The 24,612-nt window shown below is 35.5% G+C and carries 22 protein-coding genes and 1 riboswitch; of the genes, 18 read left to right on the forward strand and 4 right to left on the reverse strand.

The genetic code is table 11. The features are described 5' to 3' along the window. Positions 1–23: 23 nt before the first annotated feature. A complete protein-coding gene (locus tag CPHY_RS05745; RefSeq protein WP_012199112.1) occupies positions 24–1,307 on the reverse strand; it encodes an aminotransferase class I/II-fold pyridoxal phosphate-dependent enzyme in 1,284 nt (427 codons plus the stop codon). A gap of 825 nt (positions 1,308–2,132) precedes the next feature. Here CPHY_RS05745 and CPHY_RS05750 point away from each other — a divergent pair. The 12 genes from CPHY_RS05750 (at position 2,133) to CPHY_RS05805 (ending at position 15,275) form a co-directional block, all read left to right on the forward strand. Next, a complete protein-coding gene (locus tag CPHY_RS05750; protein WP_012199113.1) occupies positions 2,133–3,626 on the forward strand; it encodes an extracellular solute-binding protein in 1,494 nt (497 codons plus the stop codon). Between the two features lie 87 nt (positions 3,627–3,713). After that, on the forward strand, positions 3,714–4,598 hold the full coding sequence (locus CPHY_RS05755; RefSeq protein WP_012199114.1) for a carbohydrate ABC transporter permease: 885 nt from the start codon (positions 3,714–3,716) through the stop codon (positions 4,596–4,598). Between the two features lie 13 nt (positions 4,599–4,611). Continuing rightward, positions 4,612–5,508 (forward strand): carbohydrate ABC transporter permease, encoded by an 897-nt coding sequence (locus tag CPHY_RS05760; protein WP_012199115.1) that lies wholly within the window; start codon positions 4,612–4,614, stop codon positions 5,506–5,508. Between the two features lie 14 nt (positions 5,509–5,522). Further along, positions 5,523–6,179, forward strand: coding sequence for an efflux RND transporter periplasmic adaptor subunit (locus CPHY_RS05765; RefSeq protein WP_012199116.1), 657 nt, complete (start codon positions 5,523–5,525; stop codon positions 6,177–6,179). 1,312 nt (positions 6,180–7,491) lie between these two features. Further along, positions 7,492–8,808, forward strand: a complete 1,317-nt coding sequence (hflX, locus tag CPHY_RS05770; protein WP_012199117.1) for a GTPase HflX — start codon at positions 7,492–7,494, stop codon at positions 8,806–8,808. A 189-nt stretch (positions 8,809–8,997) separates the two neighbouring features. Beyond that, complete coding sequence (locus CPHY_RS05775) at positions 8,998–9,510, forward strand: RNA polymerase sigma factor (protein WP_012199118.1); 513 nt, start codon at positions 8,998–9,000, stop codon at positions 9,508–9,510. Beyond that, the gene (gene lepB / locus CPHY_RS05780) at positions 9,503–10,249 is read left to right on the forward strand and encodes a signal peptidase I (protein WP_012199119.1); all 747 of its coding nucleotides are present in this window, start codon (positions 9,503–9,505) and stop codon (positions 10,247–10,249) included. The genes CPHY_RS05775 and lepB overlap by 8 nt, the downstream gene beginning before the upstream one ends. 24 nt (positions 10,250–10,273) lie before the next feature. Further along, complete coding sequence (locus CPHY_RS05785) at positions 10,274–10,885, forward strand: ABC transporter ATP-binding protein (RefSeq protein WP_012199120.1); 612 nt, start codon at positions 10,274–10,276, stop codon at positions 10,883–10,885. A 13-nt stretch (positions 10,886–10,898) separates the two neighbouring features. Then, positions 10,899–11,672 carry an ABC transporter permease gene (locus CPHY_RS05790; protein WP_012199121.1) on the forward strand — a complete coding sequence of 258 codons (774 nt, stop codon included), beginning with the start codon at positions 10,899–10,901 and terminating at the stop codon, positions 11,670–11,672. Between the two features lie 234 nt (positions 11,673–11,906). After that, positions 11,907–13,355 carry an FAD-dependent oxidoreductase gene (locus CPHY_RS05795; RefSeq protein ID WP_012199122.1) on the forward strand — a complete coding sequence of 483 codons (1,449 nt, stop codon included), beginning with the start codon at positions 11,907–11,909 and terminating at the stop codon, positions 13,353–13,355. Between the two features lie 326 nt (positions 13,356–13,681). Beyond that, entirely contained in the window at positions 13,682–14,203 is a 522-nt protein-coding gene (locus tag CPHY_RS05800) for a DNA-deoxyinosine glycosylase (RefSeq protein WP_012199123.1), read from the forward strand. Between the two features lie 49 nt (positions 14,204–14,252). After that, on the forward strand, positions 14,253–15,275 hold the full coding sequence (locus CPHY_RS05805) for a M42 family metallopeptidase (protein WP_012199124.1): 1,023 nt from the start codon (positions 14,253–14,255) through the stop codon (positions 15,273–15,275). Between the two features lie 136 nt (positions 15,276–15,411). On the opposite strand, the gene CPHY_RS05810 is transcribed toward CPHY_RS05805, so the two are convergent. After that, positions 15,412–15,834 (reverse strand): DUF4362 domain-containing protein, encoded by a 423-nt coding sequence (locus CPHY_RS05810; protein ID WP_012199125.1) that lies wholly within the window; start codon positions 15,832–15,834, stop codon positions 15,412–15,414. A gap of 208 nt (positions 15,835–16,042) precedes the next feature. Further along, positions 16,043–16,912, reverse strand: coding sequence for a LysR family transcriptional regulator (locus CPHY_RS05815; RefSeq protein WP_012199126.1), 870 nt, complete (start codon positions 16,910–16,912; stop codon positions 16,043–16,045). Positions 16,913–17,287: 375 nt separating this feature from the next. On the opposite strand from CPHY_RS05815, the gene CPHY_RS05820 reads away from it, so the two are divergent. After that, a complete protein-coding gene (locus tag CPHY_RS05820) occupies positions 17,288–18,259 on the forward strand; it encodes a Gfo/Idh/MocA family protein (RefSeq protein WP_012199127.1) in 972 nt (323 codons plus the stop codon). 655 nt (positions 18,260–18,914) lie between these two features. Here the strand turns inward: CPHY_RS05820 and CPHY_RS05825 are convergent. Next, on the reverse strand, positions 18,915–20,474 hold the full coding sequence (locus CPHY_RS05825; RefSeq protein WP_198301336.1) for a right-handed parallel beta-helix repeat-containing protein: 1,560 nt from the start codon (positions 20,472–20,474) through the stop codon (positions 18,915–18,917). A 327-nt stretch (positions 20,475–20,801) separates the two neighbouring features. Next, positions 20,802–21,005: riboswitch (cobalamin riboswitch) on the forward strand. A gap of 226 nt (positions 21,006–21,231) precedes the next feature. On the opposite strand from CPHY_RS05825, the gene cobT reads away from it, so the two are divergent. From cobT to CPHY_RS05850, 5 genes are read left to right on the forward strand one after another with little or no spacing between them, the layout of a single operon-like run. Then, on the forward strand, positions 21,232–22,299 hold the full coding sequence (gene cobT / locus CPHY_RS05830) for a nicotinate-nucleotide--dimethylbenzimidazole phosphoribosyltransferase (protein WP_012199129.1): 1,068 nt from the start codon (positions 21,232–21,234) through the stop codon (positions 22,297–22,299). Then, on the forward strand, positions 22,296–22,856 hold the full coding sequence (locus CPHY_RS05835) for a bifunctional adenosylcobinamide kinase/adenosylcobinamide-phosphate guanylyltransferase (RefSeq protein WP_012199130.1): 561 nt from the start codon (positions 22,296–22,298) through the stop codon (positions 22,854–22,856). The genes cobT and CPHY_RS05835 overlap by 4 nt, the downstream gene beginning before the upstream one ends. Further along, a complete protein-coding gene (locus tag CPHY_RS05840) occupies positions 22,822–23,607 on the forward strand; it encodes an adenosylcobinamide-GDP ribazoletransferase (protein ID WP_012199131.1) in 786 nt (261 codons plus the stop codon). The genes CPHY_RS05835 and CPHY_RS05840 overlap by 35 nt, the downstream gene beginning before the upstream one ends. Next, the gene (locus CPHY_RS20650; RefSeq protein ID WP_012199132.1) at positions 23,585–24,001 is read left to right on the forward strand and encodes a bifunctional adenosylcobinamide kinase/adenosylcobinamide-phosphate guanylyltransferase; all 417 of its coding nucleotides are present in this window, start codon (positions 23,585–23,587) and stop codon (positions 23,999–24,001) included. The genes CPHY_RS05840 and CPHY_RS20650 overlap by 23 nt, the downstream gene beginning before the upstream one ends. Further along, entirely contained in the window at positions 23,979–24,611 is a 633-nt protein-coding gene (locus CPHY_RS05850; protein ID WP_012199133.1) for a histidine phosphatase family protein, read from the forward strand. Before CPHY_RS20650 ends, CPHY_RS05850 begins: the two co-directional genes overlap by 23 nt. Position 24,612: the final 1 nt, after the last annotated feature.

Here is a 24,612-nt window from a genome sequence, read left to right on the forward strand (position 1 = left end):
AATCTCAAGTTGAAGTGTCATTATTACTGCTCAAGTAATTTCTCAACACTAACTAATTTAACACATAAAGCAAATAGTTCGGCCGCTTGTTTTAATTCATCCAGTGTTGGGAAGGATGGAGCAATTCGAATATTACTATTCTTAGGATCTTTTCCATATGGATAAGTTGCTCCAGCGCCGGTCATAACAACACCAGCTTCTTTAGCCTTAGAAACGATATCCTTAGCACATCCATCCATGGATTCAAAAGAGATAAAGTAACCGCCTCTTGGCTTAATCCAACTAGCGATTCCAAGTCCACTAAGCTCTTTTTCTAGAATATCAATAACAGCTTCGAATTTCGGTCTCATAATATCAGCATGTTTTTTCATATGCTCATGAATACCATCTAAATCTTTAAAGAAACGCACATGACGGAGTTGATTCACCTTATCATGCCCTATGGTTTGCAAGGTTAATTGCTTTCTAATATCTGCAAGATTATTCTTTGAGGTTGCAATAGCAGCTACTCCAGAACCAGGAAAACTTATTTTTGAAGTTGAAGTGAATTTATAAACGATGTCTGGGTTGCCAGCCTTTTCACATTCTTCGAGAATTTCTAAGCAGAAATCTTGTTGGTCTTCATATAAATGATGTACACTGTACGCATTATCCCAATAGATTCTAAAATCTTTTGCAGCAGGTTTAAGTCTTGCAAAACGTTTTACAGTTTCTTCAGAATAAGTGATTCCTTGTGGATTGGAGTACTTTGGAACGCACCAGATACCTTTTATAGTATCGTCTGAGCTTACAAGCTGTTCTACCATATCCATATCCGGACCTTCATTTGTCATAGGCACATTAATCATTTCGATACCAAAATGTTCTGTAATTGCGAAATGACGATCATATCCAGGGACAGGGCACAAGAATTTTATTGTATCTAATTTGCACCAAGGAGTACTTCCCATAACGCCATGTGTCATAGAGCGGGAAATGGTATCGTACATTATATTTAAACTAGAATTTCCATAAATAATAATGTTATCGGCTGGTACTTCACTTATTGCACCAAGAAGTTCTCTTGCTTCTTTGATACCGTCAAGAATTCCGTAATTTCTACAATCTATTCCTTCTTCACATTGTAGGCTTACTTCGCTATTTAAAACATCCATCATCCCCATGGAGATATCTAATTGTTTTGCAGAAGGCTTTCCTCTTGACATATCAAGCTTTAATCCCATTCCTTGGAATTCCTTGTATTTTGCTTCTAAATCAGTTTTCAAACTGGTCAACTCATCTTTACTCATAGTTTGATAAGTTTTCATAATTCTTACACCCTTCCTTTTGCAATCGTAGTTATGTATACATATCCATTCTATTCCTTTTTAAATTATAACAACCTTACCACACGATGATTCATATGTCCACATTATTTTCTTGTACATTTGATATTTTTTACCTGTTATAAGTCCATGTTATGATAGGTATAAATGACGCTAATCACTGTACTTTTACACCTATCAAAAAGTAAGTGTATAATTTGTTTGACAGCCTTGAAGGGGATAATAGTCTGATTTGATTTTATCATATAACGATAATGTGTCACTGGCACATACTTTAAAGATATATGAAGCAGGTAAAAAACCTCTAAGCATCAAAATGAAGCGTTTCTCGATTGGAACGAATCCTGCAAAACATATTGAAGCCGTACTTTGTAATTTTAAAAACATGCGTTTATCGTGCAGACAGGGTGTAAATATAAATAAATTTTGACATTTTATGTTAAAAGCTATATGATAAATTTATGTAAATTATAGTTAATAAATGTATAAAAATTAAGTAGCGTTAATTCCTTATATAAAAATATATTAGTGTTACTAAAAGCTTACAGTAGGTAGATAATTAGCATATTTATTTGTATGATTGTTTCTGCCATTCCGTCTATTAGCTGGAAGTTAGTTGGTGGAGATATATCATCCAGCAACTATAGACTGTTTAACGGACTGTATATTTTCATTAACAAACTAATGTGAAACTACATATAGGTATTAAAAAGTAGTGAAGCAATGAAGAGATAATAGAACATGTATATAAAGAAACAGGTGTTTTTTTGAAGTGAGTTTACTTTCATTATAAAGAAGGGGGATTTGATGTATAAGTATTTAAAATTTATCATGTTTTTGGTAATAACAATGGGGAGTTTGACTGGTTGTTCCTTTGAAGCAAAGAGTGATGAGTTGTACAACAGTAAATTGAATGAAATCACCGTTAATTTGGATAAGTACCAAGAAAGTAATGATGAATTAATTAAAAATTCCCAAAATGAAAACCAACAGGCTCAAGAAGCACAGATGACCGATTCGATAGACAGCAATTTGAGCGGAACACTAAGAATATCTGTTTTTTGGCCAGACAATGAAAGGAATTTAATTGCAGTGGCGGCAAAGGAATTTCAAGCGTTGCACCCCGAAGTTAACATTCAGATACAGTTTTATGATGATTTCTTTAAGTACCAAGCACAAACTTCGGTGGAGCTGATGAGTAACACAGCAGCGGATATTATTGATTTGTCCCTTATTCCATATGAGCAGTATGCCGATAAAGGGCTTTTTGCGGATTTATACCCATTGATGAATGCAGATGATAGCTTTAATAAAGAGGATTATTTTGTTAATGTCTTTGAGTCATTTGAAGATAGTCAAAATAGTCTGATGGCGATTCCTTTGTCGTTTAGATTTAATTTTGTTACCATGCGGCAGGACTTCATGAAGTCCTTTGATGCTGAGTTTGAAAATCGAGGGGGCATATCCTATCAGCAGATGCTAGATTTGTATGTTACGGCACAGACAGAAATGGAAGATGAGGATTTGTATATGGCTGATTTCGCGAGTGCCGCAACATGGTTTGAGTTTGAGTGGGATAACCTTGTTGATATAAAAAACAAAAAGGCATATATGAATACTCCTGAATTTGTGAGAAATTTAGAAAAGCTAAAACGTATTAAACTGACTGAAAAAGTAGTACAATCAAAGGATGGACCAGGAATTTTAGTAAAACACTACTTTCTATACAATATTTTTCAAAGAAACCCTGCAGTGCTGTTTGTTCAAAGTTTGAAAATTGAGGATATCATACAAATCCTCCTTCCGTTTAACGATATGCTTTATTCAAAACCGATCCCCTTAATATCTGACGGAATACCAATAATGGATAGAACATTTACCCTTGGGATAACAAATACATGTAAAAATAAAGAGCTTGCGTGGAAATTTCTTTCCTATTGTATGGCAGAACGGGCACTTCCAACAAAAGAAATAGACACAAGTATTTCTCTTTTTCGCCAAGGATTCCCTGTAAATAAGCAAAATTTCAGAAAGTTTTTGCAGGCTGCTGTCAATGAAATATTGCGCAGAGGTAATGCGTTGGGTTATTCGTTTTCGGGAAGCCGTACAGCTGTGATAGAAGAAAACATAGCACAGATAGAGAAATGGTGCAGCATGAAGGGCAGAGTAAAGCAAATGGATTTAAACATATTTTTAGATTTAATCTATCCTGACTTGTATCAATATTTAATTGGAGAGCAAACGGCGGAGCAAACAGCTGCACGTCTTCAAATGAAAACAGAGATTTATTTGAATGAGTAATATATGGTTATATTACATTAAAATAGTAAAGAAGGATACCTGCTACGGTTTGAAAGGAATATAGATATTAATGATAGGGGGACTTTGATGAACGTAATCACAAGGAGGAGAAATAGAAAAAAACACAGAGAATGGACGCTGTGGCTGTTATTGCTGCCCAGCCTGATGGGAATGTTGATTTTTTATTTACTTCCATTTTTTCTTTCCATGTATTATGCAGTGATTGACAATGTGGTGTCGCACAGGTTTGTTGGGTTACAAAATTTTATTGATACATTTCATAATTTGTCATTTCAGCGGGCATTGAAAAACACGGCATTTTTTATACTGGTCGGTGTGCCGCTGAATTTGATTTGCTCATTTACCATCGCCAGCCTTCTTAAAAAAGTGACAAAGTTGAAAGGTTTTTTCGGCTTAATTTTTCTTATCCCTATGATTATTCCGGCAGGAGCGGTGGTGTTTGTCTGGAAAAGTATATTTGATGTCAACGGAATTTTGAACTGGGTTTTATATTCCGCCGGACTGCCAATGAAAAACTGGTTGGAAAGTGAATGGGTGTTGGGGATTGTTGTTATTATTTTTTTATGGAAAAATATTGGTATTGGTATGATTTTGTTTTGGACAGGACTGAACCGAATTCCAAAAACCTATTACGAAATGGCGAGGGTAGAGGGCGGCGGTGCAATTGGTCAGTTTTTTCAAATTACGCTGGTGTATATTATGCCGACTGGGTTTGTGGCAGCACTTCTGTCTATTATTAACTCGTTTAAAATTTTCAAGGAAGTTTTTCTTTTATTTGGAAATTATCCGTCGGAATGGGTCTATCTGCTTCAGCATTATATGAATAATCAATTTTTAGCCGCCAATGCACAGAAATTGAGTGCATCTGCAGGCATTATTTCTGCTTTTATTGTTAGTGTATTGTTTTTCTTCTTCCGTTCACAGCGAAAGCTGTCGGAACATTTTAGTTGAGAGGAGGAGAAATATGATAAAGAGAAAAACATGGCAGAGTGGGTTGCTTTATATCTGTATTATGGTGTTGGCACTGGTCACGCTGCTTCCGATTGTGCTACTGTTAACCAATTCTTTGATGAGCGGGCGAGAGATAGTAAGCCGTTATTCTATGGATATAACGATTTTTAATGTATTGAATACGGAATACATAAAATCCGGTGATGCACCGTTTCATTTTGTTGAAATGGCATTTTTGCCTGATTATATTACGTTTCATCAGTATTTTAAATTGTTTTTTAACAGTCCTGAATACTTAAGATTGTTTTGGAACTCGGTCATTTTATGCGTGCCGATTGTTGTGGGGCAATGTATTATTTCTGTGCCGGCAGCTTACGCATTTGAGCGGTTGCAATGGAAATACAAGGAGTTTTTGTTTTTTATCTACATTATTGTGATGCTGATGCCGACACAGGTTTTGCTGGTACCCCATTATCTTCTAGCGGAACTGGTTACGCTGCCGCCTTATTTGGCCATTATATTACCGGGTATTTTCAGTCCCCTTGGTGTTTTTTTACTGCGGCAGCAGCTGAAGGGCTTTCCCCATGAGTGCTTAGAAGCGGCACAAGTGGATGGTGCGGCACATCGCACTATTTTGCATCATATTGTATTGCCGAATATGAAGTCGAGTGTGGCGGTGCTAGTCGTGATTACATTTGCGGATTATTGGAACATTGTTGACCAGGCGATTGTCTTTATTAAAAATGCGTTTGACGAGCCAATGTCGGTCGGGCTGTCAAGGGTGATGCAGAATGACACAGGTATGTTTTTTGCGACTGCTTGTTTTTATATGTTTCCGATTGTGATATTGTTTATGTCTTGTCGAGACTATATATCACAGGAGTTGTCTTTTGCTGGGGTGAAAAATTAGATGGGAGGTTGTATATGAAAATCAGGAAAGGCTGGGTGCTGACAGGTATCATTTTTTTATTATTTGTTGTGGGCTGTACCATCTATTCACGTACCTATTATCAATGGAATTTGCCGACAGTAGAAATAATGGCGCCAAGGTCGGGAACGTTGATGCTGGGGCGGTACGATGTACGGAGTGTTTCAAAAAAGGAAGAAGGGTCAAGTGGCTTTACACACAGTACCCAGATTTTGCTTCCGCTTACGGTGAATTATTTCTTTGTCGATGATGAGGCTGAGGTTACGTTGACCGGAATCAGAAACAGTACAAGAAAGGGGCGTGTAACCTCTATCACCTATACAAAGGAAAACCTTGTGCTGACGATTGGCTTTCATGCTGAAAATTTCGCGGATGGGGAGTCGGTTGATGTGTCAATTATGAAAGAAACGACTCTGTTAAGTAATATTATGCCTAAAAGCGCACTGCATGAAGATGATAAAGGAGCGTACCTGTTTGTGGTTATGAAAGAACAGGGGGCTTGGGGGCGTGAGTATGTGGTACGGCGCATGGACGTAACGGTTTGGGCGAGCACAGAGCAGGAGTTTTCAGTTAGCTCAACTATTGAATACCCTGTGGTGTTTGCCAGCGACAGTAAGCTTGCGGACGGACAGCGGGTAAGGTTTTATCCGTAGGGAGCGGAAGTGCTTCGATATCATTTATCGGAATATTTGCAGTACTATGGTTAGCAAATCCACTTTTTTGGATTCTATTAACCATAGGCGCAATTCCCAGTGCGGCTATGTCTATGAAATATACCAAGTCCATTTATCGTTTAAGCATGGAACAGCCAAAAACCGAACCTTATTATAAATCATTGGTTTAATTCTTCTCTCTCCTCGTTATCTTCCAATAATAACAATGTTTTCTTTTCTTGGAATAATATAATTAACAACAGATATATTTGTAGTCAAACTTTGTAAACTTTCAATTTTTGTTTTTCAAAATGATAAAATTATTAATATAGGCATCAAAATAATCTTTTCCTTCAAATATTAACTTAAACTCTTTCGTATTTATATTATAACGATAGATACCGTATGGATACCTTTCTTCCTCTTCTTCATTTTTTGCACTTCCACGAAATACAATTTCATTTTCAGAAATAAAAAATAATCTTCTCTAATAATATGAAATGGACTATCACTTCCCATAAACCGAAACTCTTCGGTCTGATTTGATTTTACCATATAACGATAATGTGTCACTGGCACAGTTATTTGAATTTATTAATTCAAATATACAATTGTGTATAATAATGTAAATGCTTAATACTAGAACTAGTGAATTTTTCATAAGTAGAGTTTTGAGAAAAAGCTCCTTTCGGAGCTTTTTGTTTGATGGAGTGTTTGACATAAGGATAGTAATGTGATATTGTTATATTTATATTGGTGTGACAAAGGAGAAAGTACATGTTTATTAGTCGTTTAAGATAAGTTTATTAAAAAGCAGATATGTTTTGGTAACCTGAACAAGGCTTTTTTGTTATGCTTAAACGGCAAATATGTTTCATTTCTATGAGTTAAGACTAATCAAATTTTATAATTAATATCTTACCTTTGCTAAAATTGCTAGGGTAAGTATGATGTTTTTAAAAATAAATGATAAGTAACTCATGATTGTTTCATAAGAGCGTATATAGCAGACAGAGCCTATCTAGGTTTTGTCTATTTTTTTATATCTTTTGACTAACGTGTTGTATCATTTCTTTTCACATATAAGGGAGGTCTTAGAATGATTAATTCTATGAGATTACGTTACTAGTACTGGATTATGGTACTCGGGAGAAGTATAACGTTTATCATAATCCTTTTCGTAACAAAAGTGTGAAAGTAGAACTTCACACTCAAGTTTTTCTAAAAACTTAGTAAAAACTTGTCAAGAGAAAAGTTTATATACAATGATGGTTCGCTAAATGGCTATCATTATGAAAAGGAGATTATGATTATGAAACAAATCGGTATAATAGTAGGAGTTAATGTTAAGAATGAAGAGCATTTTCATGAGGGAATGCAGGAATTAATCGCATTAAGTGATGCGTGTGATATTGAGATTGTTGATAGTATAGTACAAAATGCAGATAGCATAAATAGAGCTACTTATCTTGGAAAGGGTAAGCTTGCAGAACTTGGAGAATTAGCTAGAGTGCGCGGAGCAGAGGTTGTTATCTTCAACGGGGAATTAACAGCATCTCAAATCCGTAATATTCAAACGGTGGTTGATACCGTGGTACTCGATCGAACCAACCTAATATTAACGATATTTGCAAGTCGCGCTAAGACGAGGGAAGCAAAGCTTCAAGTTGAAGTGGTAAGATTACAATATGAATTACCTCGATTAATTGGAGCGAATGAAAACCTATCAAGGCAGGCAGGTGGTATCGGTGGTGGAACCGGAGCTGGTGGTAGAAATAAAGGTGCCGGAGAAACGAAACTCGAACTTGATAAGCGAAGAGTAGAAGAAAAAATCAATGTGATGCAAAGAGAGCTAGAAGAGCTTATCACGCAACGATTGACACAGAGAAATCAGCGTAAGAAGAATGAGATAAATACGGTAGCATTAGTGGGATATACCAATGCGGGAAAATCGACGGTAATGAATTATATGGTTCAACAGTTTATCGGTAAAGAAGAGAAAGAAGTTTTAGCAAAGGATATGTTATTTGCAACCCTAGAGACTTCTGTTCGAAAGATAAACCTCAAAAACCGTAAGGAATTTTTATTATCTGATACGGTCGGTTTTGTAAGTAACTTACCGCACAAGCTTGTGAAAGCGTTTCGCTCAACTCTAGAAGAGGTATGCGAAGCTGATTTGCTTGTTCATGTGGTAGATCGCTCCAATGAAGATTACCAGAGTCAGATAGAGGTAACAAATGCTACCTTATCGCAAATAGGAGCAGGTCACATACCAGTTATCTATGCTTATAATAAAGCAGATTTAATCAAGACGGATTTGATTAAAGAGGAAGCTTTGCAAGGTGATATGGAAGAGAAACAGATGTTAGAGACTAAGGAAGATACCGTATTGATTTCTGCGAAAAAAGGAGATGGTATGAATGAGCTTATCGAACTCATTTGTAAGCGTTTATACCCGAATGAAGTTAGAACTAAGGTTTTGATACCATATCACCTTGGTGCACTGATTGCGAAGATAAATGCTTCGACGAATATCCTTTCTTCCAACAGCGAAGAAGCAGGTATGGTATACGAAATCGAGTGCAATGAGCAAATTTATCAACAGGTAGAGGCTTTTGTTTTAAAGTAACATGCCATAATATTATGTAATATCTTGCAATATCTTATAGTTTCTTGTAACATTACACTATATAGGAAGACTTCGATGGATGATCATATCAGAAAGAAGTCTTCCTATATTTTTTTATTTTGTAACCTTTTCGACGTTAATGTTACTAATAGATAGAGGTACTAAGGAAAGCGCAGACGGAGGCAGACGATGAAGACAGAGTTTCAACAATTATATGAAAAATACTATTCTCGAGTCTATTATTTTTTGCTAAAACAAGTTTATAACCGTAAAGATTTGGCGGAAGAACTGACCCAAGAAACCTTTTATCAAGCATTTTTATCATTACACCGATACCGAGGAGACTGTGATATTGTAACTTGGCTTTTTCAGATTGGTAAGAACACTTGTTTTCGTTACTTTAAGAAGCATCCTATCTATGCAGATTATGATAGCGAAGTATTAGGTAAAGAAAATCTGATAGCTAATGTTAAGAGCATGGAACAGGAGTATGAAGACAAAGTAAATGCCGAGGCAGTAATTAGTTGTATCAAACAAATGAAGGAAAATTATCGTGAGGTTATGTTATTAAGATTACAAGAAAATCTTTCTTTTCGAGAGATAGGAGAAAAGCTACATATTAGTGAGAATTCTGCAAAAGTGTTGTATTTCCGAGGAAAAGAAATGGTAAAGAAAGAATTGGAGGGCGAATATTATGGATAAGCAGACATGCATACTAGTAAAGGAATTAATTCCTTTATACTGTGATAAGGCGACTAGTGAACAAAGTAATCAGATTATTGAGGAGCATTTAAAAGAGTGTGATTCCTGCAAAGTTTTTTTAGATAGCATAATGGCAGAAAATGAGTTTAAAAAAGAAATGGGTCAATGCTCTGACGAAGTTAAGGATGACAATGAGAATTATGTAAAAATAGCAAAGCGTTTAAAAAAACGTAGAAGAATGATAATAACCAGCACATTCGCAGCAGTCGTTTTTATATTTATTTGTATAACTTCGTGGTTTCAAACTTTTTTTAATATAGGAGGAATGGAACCAACTTATGATTTTGGAGCAAACTTCGTTGCAAACAAGTTGATTTATAGCTTCCGTGCTCCAAAGCAAGGAGAAGTTGTGGTATTATATTATGGAGATAATGTTTGTATGAAGCGAATCATCGGAATACCTGGTGATACAGTAGATATCAACTCAGGTCATATTTATGTAAACAATGAGCTAATAGATACAGAATATACTTTCGGAACTATGCAGTGGGAAGGAGATGTAAATTATCCAATTGCATTGGGTGAGGATGAGTATTTTGTCCTTGGAGACAATTATGAAAACTCATTAGATAGTAGATATCAGTCTTTTGGATTAGTTCCTAGAGACAATATTTTTGGAAAAGTAATGTTTCAAACGAATTTTAGTTTGACTAGAACAAAGGTTACTACAGCAAGATAATGAAATAAGTTATAGGAGAAAGTTATGGCATTATTTACAATAGAAAATGTGAATTATAAAAATATTATTCGTTATCCCAATATTGAAATACCAGAAGGAGGAGCTACATTTATCTGCGGAGAAAGTGGCTCTGGTAAAAGCACGCTTTTAAAATTACTGAATGGCGTTATTTCACCAACGGATGGGAAAATCAACTATTTAGATAAAAATATTGAGGATTACGACCCAATAACGCTACGTCGGGAAGTTCTCCTTATCAGTCAATCGGTTTATTTATTTGATATGTCCATTAAAGACAATTTCAACGAGTATTATGCTTATCGGGATTTGGAAAACATCAGCGAAGAAGAGATGAAAAATTATTTGGATATTTGTTCTGTTCATCTACCACTCGATAGTATGTGTAGTGTAATGTCCGGTGGGGAAAGGCAGAGGGTGTTTAACGCAATTAATCTTTCGTTTCAATCAAAGGTATTAATGTTAGACGAGCCTACAAGTGCACTTGATTATAAAAATGCAAATGCGCTATTAGAAAATGTTAAATCATTTTGTAAACGAAAAGAAAAAACGCTTCTTGTCGTTTCTCATGATAGAGCTATTGCCAATAAATTTGCTGATAATATAATCAATCTTTAGGGGGGTCAGAATAATGAACGAGATTATATCATTAAATATTGGGCAATTCGCTTTAATATATTTGCTTCTTTTAATAGTACTTTTGGTAATGAAAAAATGTAGAATTAATCAAACCAAGCTGCTTGTGATCGCCAGCTTACGGATGACCGTACAACTTACTTTGGCTGGTTTGATATTGACTTATATTTTTAAGAATCCTCATCCTGCATTTACAATTTTTTACATTCTGTTGATGACAGGATTTGCGATTTATATGGTGCTTAATAGAAACAAAGAAATTAATAGAAAATTCAAGTTGATAGTGGCGGCTTCCCTCGCTTTATCGGGTATTGCTATTATATGCTTTTTTATAATAGCAGTGGTCGGTGTAAATATTTTTAATCCCCAATATACGATTCCAATCGGTGGGATGATAATAGGAAACGCTATGACAGGGGTAAGCCTCGGGCTTAAAACATTCAATGAGACAATCAAATCGCAAAGAAATAGAATAGATACGCTTATAAATATGGGTGTTACGCCTCAAAAAATATTAATACCATTTGTAAATCAAGCGATTGAGACGGCTCTCTTACCGACCTTAAACTCAATGCTTAGCATGGGGGTTATCTCTTTACCAGGTATGATGACAGGTCAGATTCTATCCGGTACCCTTCCTATGACGGCAATACTTTACCAAATAGCGATTATCATAGCCGTAAGTGCAGTCACATGCCTATCTGTTTTCTGCTCTTTGTTTTTTGGTTATAAAACGCTATATAATAAACGAAATCAAATAACGATATAAAGAAACAAAATTATCTAGATGATGAGTGAATTCCAATAGTAGTGATTAGTACGTCATTACCGTAGATATTCATAAAGTTCTAGTACTTATTTTCATAAAGATACGTAAACAATGTAATACTAAGAAGGTAGATTAATAAACAAAGATTTATCAACCGACAAATTAGTAATTTGCGCTGGCGCAGATATGCCGCAATTAAGATGAGGGCGCTAAGCGCCAGAATTGAGGTTAAATATGGTATCTATATGGGAAGAAAATTATTCGATTACTCCAAGAGAGGAATTATCTGGTGACTTATCGACGGACGTAGCAGTGATAGGTGCAGGAATGGCAGGAATATTAACTGCCTATTATCTCACACAAAAAGGATTTAAAACGATAGTAGTAGATGGAAAACGCATTGGAAGTGGGCAGACTAAGGGAACAACTGCAAAGATTACTTCGCAGCATGCGGATATTTATCATAAACTCATCGATCAATTTGGTGAAGAGAAAGCAAAGCAATATGCTTTTGCAAATGAGAATGCAATATTAGAATATAAGAATTTAGTTAACGAGCTACTAATCGATTGTGACTTTGAAGAAAAAAGTGCTTATCTATATACTTTGGAAGATGCAACTCCTTTAGAGGAGGAAGCGGTAGCTGCTAGGAATCTAGGAATTGATGCTGAATTTACCAAAGAAACAGAACTACCTTTTGAGGTAAAAGGCGCGGTAAAATTTGCAAATCAAGCGCAGTTTCATCCATTAAAATTCTTGTCTGCAGTGGCAAGTACATTAACCATTTATGAAAATACACAGGTACTTGAAGTAGAAGATACGTTACTTAAAACTAATCGCGGCGATATATCAGCAAAATACATTGTATTTGCAAGCCATTATCCGTTTATCAATGCTCCAGGATTTTATTTTCTACGAATGCATCAAGATCGATCTTATTTTCTTGCATGTAAAAATGCGACTACTTTAATTGGAATGTATCGAAGTTTAGAAAAGACCGGATATTCACTACGATGTTATAAAGATATCTTATTATTTGGTGGTGGAGGCCATCGAACCGGTGAGAATTCTCGTGGTGGGCAATATAGTGCTTTGAGAAGTGCGTTAGCACAATTTTATCCAGAAAGCAAAGAGTTTGCTCACTGGTCTGCACAGGATTGTATGACCTTAGATGGTGTACCATATATTGGTCCATTTTCAGATGGTAAACCGAACTGGTATGTTGCCACTGGTTTTGGTAAGTGGGGAATGACAAGTTCTATGGTATCAGCACAAATTATCTCAAAGCAAATAGCAGGTGAAGATGTTTGGTATGCTCCAGTATTTTCTCCAGAGAGATTTACCCTAACTAGTGATTTTAAAGCATTGTTAGAAGAAACCAAGCATGCAGTAAAAGGGTTAACAAGAAGGATATTTCAGTTGCCAAAAGCGACTGAGGAAGAACTTCCATTGGGTCATGGTGGAATTATTGAAGTAGATGAAATTAAATATGGAGTTTATAAAACTGAAAATGGTGAAATTTACATTATAGACCCTAAATGTCCGCATCTTGGTTGCCAGTTAGAATGGAATCCTGATGAATTAAGCTTTGATTGCCCATGTCATGGATCAAGGTTTACTTTCACCGGAGAATTATTAGATAATCCAGCACAGACTGATATTGATGATAAAAAAGAAAGGTGATTATAAGAAAAGTGATTAGAAAAAAAGTGGTTATAAAAGAAAACGTGATTATTAACAAAAGAAGAGTGATTCCTTGATTTTAGTGCTGGGATCTATTACACTAAAGAATAGGATTCAACGCTAGCTTTTATAGATTAAAAGATATGTAATCAACAAACAGGCTTGTGATAATCACAGGCTTGTTGTCGTTGAAATAGAATAGGATATCCATTTTAAATAAGGATAAGAGGAAACATTAAAAAGATGATTGTATTATAACAATACGGAAATAGGGTTAATGTGAAAAATTAAGACTTTTCATACTTTGCGTCAGAATGGAGGTTACAATGGGTGATTATCAACATGTTTCACATACCTTCGAACCGGTTTTTGATAAAAATAGTAAAATCTTGATATTAGGAAGTTTTCCTTCTGTTAAGTCAAGGGAGCAAGAGTTTTATTATGGACATCCGATGAATCGGTTTTGGAGGATGTTATCTTCGGTCTTAAAGAAAGAAATACCATCGGATAGTTTGAGAAAAAGAGAATTTCTATTAGAGAATCACATTGCATTATGGGACGTCATAGACAGTTGCGATATCATCGGATCAAGTGATAGCAGTATAAAAAATGTAGTACCAACCGATTTATCTAGGATCTTAGCGATAAGCCCAATAAGTCATATTTACGTGAATGGAAAAACAGCGAAAAAACTTTATGATCGATATAGTGAATCAGTAACTGGATTAAAAGCTATATGTCTTCCTTCTACCAGCCCAGCAAATGCAATGTTTTCGTTAGAAAAATTAATAGAAGAATGGAAAGTTATTATAGAACCATTGGGAGATAATTATAGGGATTGTTTTTGACAAGGAAGTGTTATAATCTATAATTAGAAAAAATTTAGAGGAGATTTGTATGGAAACGAAAGAGTACATTATTAAAACGTTAGAAACATTAGTGAACATTCCAAGCCCATCTGGGTTTACGAAAGAAGTGATGGAGTTTGTTGAAAGAGAAGCTAATAAGTATCATTATTCCTGTGAGTATATCAAACGAGGTGGCCTAATTATTACAGTTCCTGGAGAAAGTAATGATTGCCTTGGTCTATCAGCTCATGTAGATACACTGGGTGCTATGGTCCGTTCCATCGGTGGTGATGGTATAATTCGCTTCACCTGTGTTGGGGGCTACACAATGAATAGTATCGAAGGTGAATATTGCAAAATCCATACCAGAGAAGGAAAGGTGTATACCGGAACTATTCTTTCAAAAAGCCCATCGGTTCATTCCTATGATGATGCAAGAACTCTTGAACGCAAGGATCGAAACATGGAAATCCGTATTGATGAGAAAGTAGAGAATAAAGAAGATGTTTTAAACCTTGGAATCAATAATGGAGATTATATTAGCTTTGATGCACGTTTTGAGTATACAAAAAGCGGTTTTATCAAATCCAGACATCTGGATGATAAGGCAAGTGTAGCTGTTTTATTAGGTTTACTGAAAGATTTGTCTGAACAAAATGTTACACCAAAGAGAACTTTAAAGATTTTAATCAGCAACTTAGAAGAAATCGGTATGGGCGCTTCCTATATCCCATCTGAAATTAGTGAATTTATTGCTGTTGACATGGGAGCCATTGGTGATGATTTAGCTGGTAATGAGTATTCCGTATCAATTTGTGCATTAGATTCTTCAGGTCCATATGATTATGAGTTAACAACAAAACTTATGAATCTTGCAAAAGACAAGCAAATCCCATATGTTGTAGACATCTTCCCTCATTATGGTTCTGATGCATCTGCTGCTATGCGTGGTGGCAATAATATTAGAGCAGCGTTAATTGGACAGGGAATCCACGCTTCTCATGGGATGGAGCGTACTCATGAAACAGCATTAATTGCTACTTTAGATTTATTAAAAGTATATGTAGGATAAGAGATAATTTTCTTGGCTATATAACACTAAAAGAAGACAGAAAAATGAAAAAGATAAAATGAGAAAAGAGGCTTTTGCAAAATAGCTGATGTAAATCAGCTATTGAGCAAGGACTCTTTTCTTTGCAAATAATATCCTATCTCTGAACATTTTTAATAATATTTGTTGAATTATTATTAATGTCTATTAAATCGTAAAATGTTACTAATGTTCCATACATATTTTGAGTATGAACGTCTATCCTATTGCCAACAATTGTAATGATTTTATCTTCAAGAGGGGATCTAGTCATATCTAATGTATAAATAATTTGATTTCTATTAAATTGCAAAACGCTTGTAACTGCTGGTCCGTCCATTCCAAAGGTTGTTACTGTGACAAAGTCAGGTATACCACTGTTTACATTATTTATAAACTCTAAAAGTTTATCTAAATTATATGTTCTTGCATAGCCATCATAAAGTATATCATTATTTTCTAGAGCCATTCCTGGAGTATAATCTCTTGGTAGAGAACGTAAATATTGCTCAGCAAAATTAATATATTGAGTTATATCCATAAACTAAGTTTTTTTTTTATAGTATTCAGTTATTTTAACATTATACCATTTTATTCTTTTACTAAGATACCTTAGAATAGTAAAAATTAATGAGTACGACTGGTTGCATACCTTAGCTATTTTTGTAGGAAAGGGAGGGTTGTAAAATGGTTGATTAATAACTATGGAGTGACGCTCTTTCCAATTTGTAGTTTGACTGAATTGTAACTTAATGTGAACGGATAGATTCTATAAAATCCTCAATTACTGAAGCATTACCGACATTTTCTTTTCGCAGAATATAGCTATTAATTTTTGGCGTGTCAAAATCAAGAAGTGGGATTATAATGAGTTGCCCATTTTCTACATAATGATTGATCAAGCTTTTTGGAAGAAAGCTAAATCCTATTCCATCTAATAGATACTGTAAAAGAGTCGTACTCTTATCAATCTCAAACCGAAAATGATGATGTTTTGGAAATAACTCACGTATATATATTCCGACATCTTGCAAAGCAAAATTGCAATAAAGATAATTGGTGCTTACCAATTGGTCTTTTGAAATACCACCCACATATTTTTGGTTTTTTGGATGAGTTACGAGCACTAATTCATCGGCACGAAATAAACTACATTGAAAGTATTTCTTATTCACCGGAACATAAGTAAATGCAAGGTCTATTAATTGATCTTGGAGCATTTGAATTAATGTAAATGAGTGGTCGATGGTAACCTTGATCGATACATCCGGATGATTCATAAAAAAGGAACGAATCGGATCATATAGGTGGCACTCATACACAGTATTTGCAGTACCAACACGAAGGGCAGCACGAAATGTATTTTGTGTGTTGAATTCATGTATAGCAGTCTCTTCAAGTTCCACAATACGTTTCGCATATTCAAGAAATATCTCCCCGTCCTTTGTTAGTGAGAGATTATTACGTTCCCTATGGAATAATTTTTTCCCTAGTTCTTTTTCTAATTCCATGATACGGTTTGTTACCGTAGACTGTGCAACAAATTGTTGTTCCGCTGTCTGGGTAAAGTTCTTTATTTTAGATAAAAGGAGAAAGGTTTTTAAATTTTGAGTATCCATAATAACCTCTTTCTGGCTATTTAGAGCCTATTAATAAGATAGTAACTTTGTAACAGTGCAAAGTTCCGTTTTAATATGATTGGTTTTTCAACCTATAAGATTCTCCCAGTATTAATATTAATGATAATTGACTATGTTTAAATCAGATTAATTAATTATAGTATGTTCTAAAGGTACAGTCAATATTTAGTAATGAATGGGTAATATCAAACAACAATCTAGGAAATAGTATATAATGTGGACATGATAAGTTACGTAGCTTTCATAATTTACGATATAACTTTTACCAAATCTATGTTACAATATGAAATATGGGAGATATAGTAGTTACGTATAGGATTTGTTACAGAGGGAAAAGAAAGGAAGGATTTTTTTATGAATAATATTGCAATTTTAGGTGCTGGAAGAATAGCCACATTCATGGCTCAGACTGTCAATGGAATGAAGGATGTAAATTTATATGGTATTGCTTCTAGAGATATTAATAAAGCAGAAGAGTTTGCAAAGGAATATTCAGTAGAACATGCTTATGGATCCTATGAAGAGATGTTGCAAGATCCAAATATTGATTTAGTGTATATAGCAACACCACATTCTCATCATTATGATCATGCAAAGTTATGTTTACAATATGGAAAAAATGTTTTATGTGAAAAAGCATTTACTGCGAATAAAAAGCAGGCAGAAGAAGTTCTTTCTTTAGCAAAAGAAAAAGGATTATTAGTTACGGAAGCAATTTGGTGCCGTTATATGCCAATGGCTCAAATGATAAAAGATACACTTAATAGTGGTAAGATTGGAACTCCAGCTTCTTTAATCTCTACATTCGGTGCATTGGTTAGTGGAAAACCAAGACTTAAAGAGCCTTCATTAGCAGGTGGAGCGTTACTTGATCTTGGAATCTATCCATTAACATTTGCTATGATTGCATTTGGAAATGAGATTTCGGATATCAAAACTTCTGCAGTATTAACTGATCTTGGTGTAGATGAAACACATAGTGTCATCTTGACTTATAAAGATGGTAAGGTAGCAACACTTAGCAGTTCTATGATTAGTGCGATGGAATCACAAGCAATCATCTATGGTACCGAAGGTTATTTAAAGGTTTATGGGATGAATAACTATGAGAAAATTGAAGTATACAATTCAAACCGCGAATTAGTAGAAACCATTGAGAGACCAGAACAAATTACTGGATATGAGTATGAAGTAACTGCAGCTTTCAAGGCAATAGCAGAAGGTAAATTAGAATGTCCGGAGATGCCTCATGAGGAAACTCTCCGCGTGATGGAAATTATGGACGGTCTTAGAGCTAGTTGGGGTGTAATTTATCCTTTTGACTAATAGTAAAGGAGATTGCATGATTGACAGAAATAAATTTGATGCGATTAAAAGGCCATTGCTTATGGAAAGGAACAAGGAGCTGTACGTTCTTTTCTTATGGCAGACGAGTTAAATGAGCCAGCAAAGCATGTTTATGAAAAGATAGGATATGTTGGTAGTGAAACAGAATTCCAACTTGATATGGTTTATCAGCATGTTTAAATCTTTAAAAAAGATATTAGAGCTGCTTTATACTTGAAAAGCTATGAAGTAAGAACTAGCTAAGTTGAAAAGTAGCGAGTGCTTATTTAGTGCTTGAAAAGAATGCACAGAGCGTATAAGAAAGCAACAACAACGATAATAAAAGAATATGCAATCATAAAGGGAGCTTATGCTCAATAGTAGATATAAAAGCTATTGAGCATAAGCTCCTCTTTTTCATAAAAATAATGTCCCCAAAAGGTTCATATTCATAGTAGTTCTAGCACAGGTAATGTTACTGGCTATTAGAAATAAAGCTTTAGTATGTGATCCACACAATTTTCTTCTTCCGGAAATAGCAACTTTTCGTATGGAAATTTTTTTGGTTTAAATGTGCCGTATGGCGTAATTATCTTGGAATCATCAGATAGTTCAGAAAACCGCCACTTCATTGTTCTATAACAAAACTAACAAATTACTTTTTTACTTTCGGTGTATTATTTTTAACCGTATGTCCATCTTTTGTATCTGCATAAATAGCTTGAGCAGCGGCTACACCGGTGATCTTATTCCAGGTAACATTGCAGTTTCTTGTAGTTGAATTTAGATAAATACCATTTTTGGCTGTCACGTTTATCTTATTACTATAGATCTTTAAATTTTGGGTATATGATACACCAATTCCTCCATAATAGCTGTTTTTCGCTCCCGCTTTACTAATCTGGTTCCAGTATAGATTACCTGAGTTACTATTGTGTACGCAAATTGCATAACGATAGGTATCAGTGATATAGTTGCTACCAATATAACAGTTAGGGGAGTATTCTACAAAGATTCCATAGCGGGCTGTCTTTGTTAGCTTATTCTTTCTAATAGAAACATTGGATAAAGGTCGTGCTTTGCTACCAATAACACGTATTCCATCACCCCAGGTAAGCGTTGAACCTTCTAGATATTGTCTCATATTCTTAATAGTATTTCCCTCAATTACGATGCGATAATTTTTAGGAAGGGGCTGTTTTTTCGTACTTGGAAGAGCAGGAAGATAATTCATCTCCTCATTTGCAATTGTCGTATAGACAAGAATCCCAACACCTGCTCTATCTATGATATTGTTTTTTATATTGGTGTTTGTATAGTTATAAACTTTAATGGCAGCTTCCGAGATATCATGAAGCCTATTATTCTCAATTGTTATGTTAGTATGGAAAACTCCTTGGACAGAAGTATGGGAACCAATACCGCGGGGAAAGTTGTATATTAGGTTATCTTTTATGACAATTGTATCACATGGTAAATCGTCATATAGGATAGAACTTGACTGCATGGAAGGAACGATGATATTGTCATGAACGATGTCGAGCTGAATCGCTTCTTTTAACGTTTCACCATTATAACCAAAGAGTATGCAATTTTCTATAGTACCGTTTTTAACACCAGCAAAGGTAATAAGGTGGCTTTTGTCTGGTACATTACGAATGGTTGCGTTTTTAACGGTAACATTTGTAGCGTGTATAAAACGAAAACTCTCCGTACCCTTGTTATAGCCTGCTATCATAGAGGAATCCCAGATACCCCCATCGATGGTGATATTTTCGGTAGTAGAATAACCACCGTTATCTTTACTCATATCATTTGCAATCATGGCTCCACGTTGGTGGTTCTTCATTAATTTAGCTCCAGTAGAAACAATAATTGTAGTATTAGAATAGATACGAAGTTCTTGATCAAGTACATAGGTACCATATGGTATTCTTATGGTTAGGTTGTATACATTATTCTTGTTATAATCTAATAATTGCTGAATTTCCGACGCGGTCGCATTTTTTGTAACGCTAACGTCGAGATCTATCTTATTTTGACCTTGTCGGACTGATACCTCGTGAGATCCTACATTAGAAGTGATGAAGCGAGAGGTTGTTATAAGTGGGGGGGAGATTTTATATGAAGTAGCGTGAGCTACTGGGATAGTTGTAATATATCCAGATAAAACCAGAGATGTTACTAGAGTGCCTAATTTAACTTTGTAGTTCATATTCATTACCATTCTTTCGTATTTTAGATATCTTAAGTATTTCATAAAAGTGCGACAAAAAAGAGTCAAATAGGTTACATCTTTTTGTCAGGAGATTCAGAACATGAGGATATTTTGTTATAGAATTACCAAAATGAAATATTTCTGTAATAATATTGTAACATTTTTAAAGTAGTTATTCCATTGTATATTATTGGTTATTATCAGGGATTATAAGGATTAATTACGGTAGATACTTTACATCCTTTGATTTTTTAGTTATAATGAAGCGGGTTTAATTTCCAAATAAGAGAATTAAATTTTTTACATGTACTGAAATTCTATCTTAAAAATATAATGTAGAGAGGTGCCTTGGCATGATTTATAGCCAAGGATAATAGGGAAATGGGTGAAAAATCCCATGCGGTCCCGCCGCTGTAATGGAAGAGCATACTTCACTTACGAATGTAGGACATGTCACTGAGTAATCGGGAAGACTGTAGTATGTGCTGAAGCCAAAGCCAGAAGACCTGCCTCACTATAAGAAATAACACAAGGCTACGGTGAATAGCTGGTGTAGTAAAGAACTCATTTAGGGAGTTTTTTTGTTATGCCTCTTATGCTATTTTGTGTATGAGGCATTTTTTAGTTTATAGGAATTTGCGCTGCAATTTCCTATATGTATGGTTAAGTCACGTTGGTCATTATTGCAAGAATAAGGGAAAGACCTTAAAAAGGGAAAGTCCATAAAAAGGTATGAGACAAGAAAGGAATTATTATGGAGCGGGAAATTGATTGTAAACTTATCATAAGACAGCTGATAACAAGAGATTTTAGTGAAATTGAAGAAAGAAAAAGAGAAGCTAATAAGTACTGGGATAAGATTGCAAAACCACTTTATGGACTTGGATATCTGGAGGATGCTGTTGCAACACTGGTTTCTATCAATCCTAAGATAACGCTTAAGAAACGTTGTTGCATGGTATTTTGTGCGGACAATGGGATTGTAGCACAGGGGATTTCCCAGACTGGAAGTGAAGTGACTGCGGTTGTAGCTCAAAATATTCTTCATGGGAGAGCCAGCATCAATCATTTTGCAAAAGTGGCTAACGCTGAGGTAATTCCAGTTGATGTTGGTATGCTAACTGAAGTAGAGGAAATGCGCTGTCTGAAGGCAAGAAGAGGAACAAGAGACTTTTCTCAGATGGAGGCTATGACAGAAGATGAGTTATGTAATTGTATAGAAGCCGGTATCTTATTAGTGAAGGAATACAAAGAATCAGGTTATGAAATTATAGCAACGGGGGAGATGGGAATTGGCAATACGACTACCAGTAGCGCTGTCACTGCTGCTCTCCTTCAAGTACCTGCGAAGAATGTAACAGGAAAGGGAGCAGGCTTAAGTAAGGAAGGAATTACGCATAAGGCAAAGATAATCGAGGAAGCAATCGCTTTTCATCATTTAAACCCAGAGGAGCCTTGGGAAATCTTAAAGAAGGTTGGAGGCTTTGATTTGGCAGCCATGGTTGGTGTCTATCTTGGAGGAGCATTTTTTGAGGTACCTATTGTCATTGATGGTTTTATATCCTCAGCAGCAGCGCTTCTAGCTACCAGATTATGTGAACCTTGCAAATATACGATGGTTGCCTCTCATCAATCTGGTGAGCCAGCCGCACAAATGATACTGGAAGAACTTAAACTAAATCCTATCATCCAATGTCGCCTATCTTTAGGTGAGGGAACAGGAGCTGTTGCGGTAATGCCACTACTTGAGATGGCATTAAGTGAATATCGCAGTATGCCAACCTTTACTGATATACAAATAGAGGAGTATAAACCATTATGAGATATTTAATCACCGGAGGCAGCGGGAGTGGCAAGTCTGCCTATGCAGAAGAAATTGCGGATTCTTTCAATTTGCCTGTGTATTATCTAGCTACGATGCAAGTGTATGGAGAAGAAGGAAAGAAGCGTGTAAAGAGACATCGTTTACTACGAAGCGGAAGAAATTTTCATACAATTGAGAAATCGCTGACGGTGAATGAAGTATCTATTCCCAAAGATAGCGTCGTGTTATTGGAATGTTTATCTAATCTTCTAGCAAATGAGATGTTTGATCCGATAGGAATTGGTGCGGATGGGGTGATAGATGGAGTACTAAGACAAGTTGAGCTGCTTTCTGAAAAAACGACACACTTAATTGTAGTATCCAATGATATCGGATTTGATGGAATCAGTTACGACGAGGGTACTTCCTTATATATCAAAGCACTTGGAGAACTTCATACAAGGTTAGCAGTAGACTTTGAGCACGTTGATGAAGTAGTTTGTGGTATTCCTTTAAATCATAAAGGGGAAAGAGGTTATTATGAAGTGGCTAAATTCTTTATGGATTGCATTTAGTATGTATTCAAAGATTAGAGTTCCCATGAAGGAATGGGAGGAATCGTCTATGCGTTATGCGATTTGTTTCTTTCCCTTGATTGGGGCGGTGATAGGAGGAGTGTTCTTTCTTACCTTTCAAATAGGACATCTTCTTAAGCTTGGTGATATCTTAATCGCAGCTTTGCTAACATCAATTCCAATCTTAATATCTGGTGGGATTCATATGGATGGTTATTGTGATACCATGGATGCAATTTCTTCTTACCAGTCTAAAGAACGAAGATTAGAAATATTAAAGGATCCGCATTCCGGAGCATTTGCAATTATTCGTAGCGGAGTTTATTTTTTGTTGTACTTTGGTATGGTTTCGGTTTTAACTTTAAAAAGCAGTATTATCATCGCCATATTTTTTGTTGTGTCAAGAGCCTTAAGTGGTTTAGCAGTCGTTCAATTCAAGACAGCAAAATCAAATGGTCTGGTAGCAACATTTCAGCAAGCAGCACATAAAAGGAAGGTAACAATCAGTATGGTTATCTACTTAGTGATTACTGTAATAGGCATGTTATTGGTTTCTCCAATTCTAACAGTAGTTGGAATGTTAACAGCTTTGCTATGTTTTATTCGGTATAAGAAGTTAGCATATCAGTTGTTTGGAGGTACGACAGGAGATTTAGCAGGTTATTTTTTAGTACGTTGTGAACTGATGGCTGGATTAGCTGTCGTAATTGCGGAAGGAGTAATAATATATGGAACTGGTCATTGGTGGTAGGGCTTCAGGAAAATTAGAATATACTATGAAAGTTTCAGGATTAGCTATAGATGCTGTAGCAGAGAGCGTAATAGATGAGACAAAGCAGATACTTAATTCTTTACAGGATACTATTCGTGAGTGGATGAAAGAAGATTATTCTTCACTTTCGGATGAAGAGATGATAACAAAATATTTAGGACGACTACACGGATATATTAAGAAAAATCCGAATTGTTTTATTATCTGTGATGAAGTCGGTCTTGGAGTAGTTCCCTTAGAGGCTATAGAGAGAAGTTATCGTGAAGTGGTTGGAAGAGTTCTCTGTGAACTTGCAAAGTTAAGTAAAAAGGTACATCGAGTCTATTATGGGATTGGAGCGATAATAAAAGATGAAACGAATTGCACTCATTAGGCATGGGCTAACGAAAGGAAATCTTAGCAAGTGTTATATCGGGAAAACGGACGAACCTTTATGCGAAGAAGGTATCAACGAACTTCTATTAAAAAAAGAAAGAGGTTGCTATCCTTCTACGGAAAACATTTATTGTTCTCCAATGCTTCGATGCCAGATGACTGCTAATTTAATTTATCCTAACAGAGAACTTAAATTTGTACATGATTTTAGAGAATGTGATTTTGGATTATTTGAAGGGAAAAATTATAAGCAGCTTTCGAATGAACCTTTGTATCAACAGTGGATTGATTCTAATGGTACGATGCCATTTCCATCAGGTGAAGCGAGAGAAGAGTTTGAGCATCGTTGTAGGGAAGCCTATCGTAAGGTGATAAATGAAGTTTTTACAGAGACATCTATGAAAAATATGGGTAGAACAGATAACAGGATAATATCAGAAAAAGAAGCAGATGCAGCCCTCATCGTACATGGCGGAACTATCATGGCAATCTTATCAGCATTTGCGAAGGAAAAGAAAGATTACTATGCCTGGGGCTGTGGAAACGGGGAAGGTTATCTGCTAGAAGTTAGGAACGATGGACGCTTAGAAGTGATTCGTGAGATTTAGT

Origin of the sequence: Lachnoclostridium phytofermentans ISDg (assembly GCF_000018685.1) — a bacterium.
GTDB classification, from domain to species: Bacteria; Bacillota; Clostridia; order Lachnospirales; family Lachnospiraceae; genus Lachnoclostridium; species Lachnoclostridium phytofermentans.

What these genes read in the sequence shown, in the direction of transcription:
- CPHY_RS05745 (WP_012199112.1), bottom strand. Translation starts at nt 1,307, where the DNA reads ATGAAAACTTATCAAACTATGAGTAAAGATGAGTTGACCAGTTTGAAA.
- CPHY_RS05750 (WP_012199113.1), top strand. Translation starts at nt 2,133, where the DNA reads ATGTATAAGTATTTAAAATTTATCATGTTTTTGGTAATAACAATGGGG.
- CPHY_RS05755 (WP_012199114.1), top strand. Translation starts at nt 3,714, where the DNA reads ATGAACGTAATCACAAGGAGGAGAAATAGAAAAAAACACAGAGAATGG.
- CPHY_RS05760 (WP_012199115.1), top strand. Translation starts at nt 4,612, where the DNA reads ATGATAAAGAGAAAAACATGGCAGAGTGGGTTGCTTTATATCTGTATT.
- CPHY_RS05765 (WP_012199116.1), top strand. Translation starts at nt 5,523, where the DNA reads ATGAAAATCAGGAAAGGCTGGGTGCTGACAGGTATCATTTTTTTATTA.
- hflX (WP_012199117.1), top strand. Translation starts at nt 7,492, where the DNA reads ATGAAACAAATCGGTATAATAGTAGGAGTTAATGTTAAGAATGAAGAG.
- CPHY_RS05775 (WP_012199118.1), top strand. Translation starts at nt 8,998, where the DNA reads ATGAAGACAGAGTTTCAACAATTATATGAAAAATACTATTCTCGAGTC.
- lepB (WP_012199119.1), top strand. Translation starts at nt 9,503, where the DNA reads ATGGATAAGCAGACATGCATACTAGTAAAGGAATTAATTCCTTTATAC.
- CPHY_RS05785 (WP_012199120.1), top strand. Translation starts at nt 10,274, where the DNA reads ATGGCATTATTTACAATAGAAAATGTGAATTATAAAAATATTATTCGT.
- CPHY_RS05790 (WP_012199121.1), top strand. Translation starts at nt 10,899, where the DNA reads ATGAACGAGATTATATCATTAAATATTGGGCAATTCGCTTTAATATAT.
- CPHY_RS05795 (WP_012199122.1), top strand. Translation starts at nt 11,907, where the DNA reads ATGGTATCTATATGGGAAGAAAATTATTCGATTACTCCAAGAGAGGAA.
- CPHY_RS05800 (WP_012199123.1), top strand. Translation starts at nt 13,682, where the DNA reads ATGGGTGATTATCAACATGTTTCACATACCTTCGAACCGGTTTTTGAT.
- CPHY_RS05805 (WP_012199124.1), top strand. Translation starts at nt 14,253, where the DNA reads ATGGAAACGAAAGAGTACATTATTAAAACGTTAGAAACATTAGTGAAC.
- CPHY_RS05810 (WP_012199125.1), bottom strand. Translation starts at nt 15,834, where the DNA reads ATGGATATAACTCAATATATTAATTTTGCTGAGCAATATTTACGTTCT.
- CPHY_RS05815 (WP_012199126.1), bottom strand. Translation starts at nt 16,912, where the DNA reads ATGGATACTCAAAATTTAAAAACCTTTCTCCTTTTATCTAAAATAAAG.
- CPHY_RS05820 (WP_012199127.1), top strand. Translation starts at nt 17,288, where the DNA reads ATGAATAATATTGCAATTTTAGGTGCTGGAAGAATAGCCACATTCATG.
- CPHY_RS05825 (WP_198301336.1), bottom strand. Translation starts at nt 20,474, where the DNA reads ATGAACTACAAAGTTAAATTAGGCACTCTAGTAACATCTCTGGTTTTA.
- cobT (WP_012199129.1), top strand. Translation starts at nt 21,232, where the DNA reads ATGGAGCGGGAAATTGATTGTAAACTTATCATAAGACAGCTGATAACA.
- CPHY_RS05835 (WP_012199130.1), top strand. Translation starts at nt 22,296, where the DNA reads ATGAGATATTTAATCACCGGAGGCAGCGGGAGTGGCAAGTCTGCCTAT.
- CPHY_RS05840 (WP_012199131.1), top strand. Translation starts at nt 22,822, where the DNA reads ATGAAGTGGCTAAATTCTTTATGGATTGCATTTAGTATGTATTCAAAG.
- CPHY_RS20650 (WP_012199132.1), top strand. Translation starts at nt 23,585, where the DNA reads ATGGAACTGGTCATTGGTGGTAGGGCTTCAGGAAAATTAGAATATACT.
- CPHY_RS05850 (WP_012199133.1), top strand. Translation starts at nt 23,979, where the DNA reads ATGAAACGAATTGCACTCATTAGGCATGGGCTAACGAAAGGAAATCTT.